Here is a 4,808-nt window from a genome sequence, read left to right as displayed (position 1 = left end):
CATCGCGCAGTGGTTCACACCGCGCGCCGTGCGGGTGCTGTACGCGCACGGCATTACCACGCTCGCCGGGCTCACCGTGCGCATCCCGCGCCGGCGCCAGTGGTGGAAAGCCGTGCCCGGGCTCGGCGCGGCGAGCGCCCGCGCGATCGAGGCGTTCTTCGCCGCGTGGCCCGCCCTCACGGAAAAGGCGCGCGCGCTCATCGTGGCGGGTGAGCGCGGCGACATCGTGCCGTGGGAATCCCTGAAACTCCCGCACGAGGTCGACGGAACCGCGGGCACGTTCCGCGCGCCTCGCGAGACCTGCACGCTGGACGCCACCAACGACTACGAGGCCGTGCAGACCTGGCTCGCACTGCACGAGTCGCCGGCCACGCAGCGCACCTACCGCAAGGAAGCCGAGCGCCTGATCCTCTGGGCGATCATCGAGCGCGGCCGCGCGCTGTCGTCGCTCACCACCGAGGACGCGATCGCCTACCGCGCATTCCTGCGCCATCCCTCCCCCCGCGCCCGCTGGGTCGGCCCAGTGCGCCCCCGCACCTCACCGGACTGGCGCCCGTTCAACGGCAGCCTGTCCGCGCGCTCCGTCGCGCATGCCCTGTCGATTGTCGGCGCCCTGTTCCGCTGGCTCATCGAGCAGCGTTACGTGCTGGCCAATCCGTTTTCCGGCGTGAAAGTGCGCGGCGCGAGCGGCGCACAGGTGCTCGACACCTCGCATGCATTCACCGAAGGCGAATGGGCGCTCGTGCGTACGATCGCAGACGGCCTGGAGTGGTCGTACGGCTGGTCGGCGCCCGCGGCGCAGCGGCTGCGCTTCTTGCTGGATTTCGGTTATGCCACTGGCCTGCGCGCAAGCGAACTGGTCGGAGCGACGCTCGGCCACGCAGAGACGGATGCGCACGGCGATCACTGGCTGCGCGTGACGGGCAAGGGAAAAAAGCTCGCCCGTGTCGCCTTGCCTCCGCTCGCGTGGGAGGCGCTCGCGCGCTATCTGGCCGACCGTGACCTGCCCGTGCTGCCCGTGCGCTGGAATCCGGCGACCCCCGTTGTCGGCAGTCTCGAGGCCGACAGCGAAGCGGCCATCAGCAGCGTGCGTCTGTGGGGCGTGCTCAGACGCTTCTTCCTGCTGGCCGCCGGCGCGATCGAGGCCGACCATGCGCCGCTCGCCGAAAAGCTGCGTCGCGCGAGCCCGCACTGGATGCGGCATACGCACGCAACGCACGCGCTTGGCCGCGGCGCGGAGCTCACCACGGTGCGGGACAACCTGCGGCATGCGTCCGTCTCTACCACCTCGATCTACCTGCACAGCGACGAGGTCAAACGGGCACGGCAGATCGCAGACGCATTCGCCAGGGCAAGGTGAGTACCACGTCGCCCATGGGCGGCCGGTCATCGCCGATGCTTAGGCAAGCGGCCCTGCCGCATGTTGCTGACCGCTTCCCCGGATCTTGGCACCTTTCCTCTGAGCGCCCCCGGTAAACAATGCCATGATGTAAGCGACTTTTCGGCGGCCTTTTCTAAGGAAAGGAGCCGTGCGATGAAACGCAAACGCTTCGGTGTCGAGCAGATTGTGGCTGTATTGAAGCAGGCCGAAGCGGGCGCGTCGTGGCGCGCGCGCCCGCCGTCTGGACTGCTATCCTGTCTGTTTGAGAAGAATTCCTCTATTTATCAACAATCGTTTTCGGATCGCCTGTTTGCACCAGATCCACCTGACGGACCTGGCTGGAGCCGCGGCGGCGTCGATTGTGACCCGCCCGAAGCGCTGACGCCCCATCAAGCGTGACGCCACACAACTTTGTGCATTCGCAAACGAAAAAAGCGCGCCGGTGGCTAGACCGGCGCGCACTAAACGTCAACCATACAGGCAGACGGGGAGGTTGGAAAATCACGTCGACGCCAGCGGACGTCTGTCCTTATCAGTATTTTCCACCTTTCCGGAAACGACCTTAGAACCGATGGCGCATGCCGACCGTTACAGCGACCTGGTTCTGCGTTGTCGATGCGGGCAGCAGCCCAGCGATACTGGCCGTGTTTTCAATAGCGATAACACCATTATTGTAGACATCGCCGGAAGCGTGTTGATAAGCCCCTGCCAAATAGACGTCCGTCCGCTTGCTAAGCGAGTAGTCCGCGGCGAGCGTCGCCGAGTGCCACTTCGGATCGCTCGAAGACGTTCCCGCGCCAGTAGTCTTGCCATACGTATAGGTGTAGTTGCCGACAAGAGCGAGCGCCGGCGTGAGGCTATACGTGCCATTGACCTCGATATTGTCGAAGCGCGCATTCAGGCCATTGAGGCCGAACGACGTCGCACCCTGAATGCGGGTATGCGTCCAGAGCACGCCTGCGGTTCCCGGACCGAACGCGTAGTTCGCCCCAACGCCGAACGTACGTTTGACGTCGCCGCCCAACGGCACCGTGGCCGCAGCGCTCGCATTGGCCGCGGCGTTGGTGTCGGTATTCGTCTGATCATAGGCAGCAGCGACCGTCAACGGACCTGCGGAGTAGCCAGCGCCGACGCTCCAGGCGCGGCCATTGGCGAACTGTCCCGGATCGTTGCTGAAGCCGTACAAGCCCCCGAAGTGGAAGCCGGAATAGTTAGCGCTCTCGTACTTGACGGCATTGTTGATCGAGTATTGTGCGCCGATATTGTCGTTGTTCAGCGGGTGCGCTGCGAGATTGACAACCCCTGCCTGACCAGCCAGCGACAGCGGCGAGAGGTAATCAACTACGGAATCATATTGTTTGCCGAGCGTGAACGTACCGTATTTATCGCTCTGGATACCGACGTAGGCCTGACGGTTGAACATCGAGCCGTTACTATTGAATTTGCCGTTCGACATATCGAAACCGGATTCCAGCTTGAAGATCGCCTTCAGGCCGCCGCCGAGGTCTTCGGCCCCCTTCAAACCGAAATAGGTATTCGAGAGCAGGCTGCTCGACTGAAGCCAGGCACTGTGGCCGCCAGCATTATTGACATACGCGATACCGGCATCCAGCGACCCATAGAGAGTAACGCTGCTCTGGGCGTGCGCCGCGGCGCTGAATGCGCCAAGTGCAGCAACAGCAATCAAGGCCTTGTTGAGATTCATCATGCACATTCCTTTTCTGGGGCATCTACTCATTTACAGAGCGCAAAAAACAAGCTTCCGCGCTCGAACTCTAACGGCTCGAAATATATCCCCACTCCCCTGCTCGCGTAGTTGTAATAGCACAACTTATCGGCTTAATACCGGTTTGCATTGAGCAAACGCAATTATCGGTGGCGGTAAGACTGCACTCTCCGTGCATCGAATTGCCGCAGGCCGGCAATTGTTTTCGAGCAAGGCGAAAGCGTCCCTGCGCCGTTCGGCGTGGACAATACCGATTATCCGTTGAGGCTCTGCGATGAAAACAATCGTGCGCCAAGCTGCCGCTGCAGTCGCTTTTTTTGCTCTCATTCAAGCCTCATTCGCGCAGGTACCGCAACGGCGCAGCGGGAGGATCTGACGTGGACAGAACTGCGCGACAGATTCACGCGGGCAAGACGACAATCAACATCCCGATTGGCGGTACTGAGCAAAGCGGGCTCTGTCGCATTAACGCGGGGGAGCTAAAATTCGAGGCTGAGGAAAACGCTTTGGCCACACGATGAAGAGGACACTGACGCCACGAACGACGCTTGCACCGGGGATCGCCAAGGTTCTGAAGCGGCTGCACTATCCGCTGGATGTGATGTTGCTGTGCGTGCGCTAGTACGTCGCCTACCCACTGAGCCTGCGAAATCGTGAAGCGATCATGTCGGAGCGAGGGCTGTCGGTGGATCATTCGACTGTCCATCGGTGCGCGCTGAATATGCTGCCGGTGATTGCAAGGACTCGACCTGATGACCTGGGCAACTGTGGCGTGGACCGAGTTTGATGCTCCCGCTCGCAAGCGCATCCGGCTTCGGCCAACAGCAGCCTGAAGGCTACTTCGCTGCAGAACTCCGTCCTTGCACGACGGGGATACTGGCAGGGAACACACCGTGCTCGGCAATCCGCCGTCGAGCCGCCCTATGCGGCATACTGAAGTTCACGACACTCGAAGACCCACGGACATGGTTGCAAACCTCGCGCACTCCTGGTTGGCGTTCAGCACGCCTGTAGCCGCTGCAAAAGCCGCCGGCCGCCCGCTTGTCGCGCTGGAGTCGAGCATCATCGCTCACGGCATGCCCTATCCGGAGAACATTCGCACTGCGCGCGAAGTGGAGGCCCTGATCCGCGAGGCGGGGGCCGAGCCAGCGACGATTGCGCTGATCGGAGGGCGAATCCACATCGGCCTTTCCGACGACGAGCTGGAACTGCTCGGCCGCTCGGACCATGTACACAAGGTTAGCCGGCGCGACCTGCCGGCCGTGCTGACTGGCGGCGGGCTCGGCGCCACCACAGTGGCTGGCACGATGATATGTGCCTCGCTGGCCGACATCGAGGTCTTCGTCACCGGAGGCATTGGCGGCGTACACCGGGGCGCGCAGCAAACCTTTGACATCTCGGCGGACCTGCAGGAATTGGCAAAGACCTCGGTGGCGGTGGTTTGCGCCGGTGCGAAGTCCATCCTGGACATCGGGCTCACATTGGAATACCTGGAAACGCACGGCGTGCCGGTGCTCAGTTGCGAGCAGGACAATTTCGCTGCGTTCTACACGCGCGACAGCGGCTTTCGCGCGGACTTCAGGCTGGACGACGCAGCAGAGCAGGCGCGCTTCATCCGCACCAAGTGGAACCTGGGCCTCAAGGGCGGTGTGCTGTTAAGCACTCCGGTGCCGGAAGCGGCGGCGATGCCGTCCGAAGAAA

Annotated in this window: 4 protein-coding genes and 1 pseudogene; 4 read left to right on the top strand and 1 reads right to left on the bottom strand. The window is 62.5% G+C overall.

The annotated features are described in order from the left end of the window. Both VMJ11_RS00900 and VMJ11_RS00895 read left to right on the top strand, forming a co-directional pair. On the top strand, positions 1–1,360 hold a 1,360-nt coding region (locus VMJ11_RS00900; protein ID WP_325615963.1), incomplete at its 5' end, for a site-specific integrase. Between the two features lie 174 nt (positions 1,361–1,534). Then, positions 1,535–1,780 carry a hypothetical protein gene (locus tag VMJ11_RS00895; protein ID WP_325615964.1) on the top strand — a complete coding sequence of 82 codons (246 nt, stop codon included), beginning with the start codon at positions 1,535–1,537 and terminating at the stop codon, positions 1,778–1,780. Positions 1,781–1,943: 163 nt separating this feature from the next. On the opposite strand, the gene VMJ11_RS00890 is transcribed toward VMJ11_RS00895, so the two are convergent. After that, positions 1,944–3,089, bottom strand: coding sequence for a porin (locus tag VMJ11_RS00890; protein ID WP_325615961.1), 1,146 nt, complete (start codon positions 3,087–3,089; stop codon positions 1,944–1,946). A gap of 535 nt (positions 3,090–3,624) precedes the next feature. Here VMJ11_RS00890 and VMJ11_RS00885 point away from each other — a divergent pair. Both VMJ11_RS00885 and VMJ11_RS00880 read left to right on the top strand, forming a co-directional pair. Beyond that, positions 3,625–3,849, top strand: a pseudogene (locus VMJ11_RS00885) (IS6 family transposase); the annotation flags it as partial. A 223-nt stretch (positions 3,850–4,072) separates the two neighbouring features. Further along, the coding region (locus VMJ11_RS00880) for a pseudouridine-5'-phosphate glycosidase (protein WP_325615959.1) at positions 4,073–4,808 on the top strand (736 nt) is incomplete at its 3' end.

It is taken from the genome of Paraburkholderia sp. (assembly GCF_035501035.1).
In the GTDB taxonomy this organism is placed as follows: domain Bacteria; phylum Pseudomonadota; class Gammaproteobacteria; order Burkholderiales; family Burkholderiaceae; genus Paraburkholderia.
Note: the sequence above shows the minus strand (reverse complement) of the source record. Positions and strands in the feature narration are given on the sequence as shown.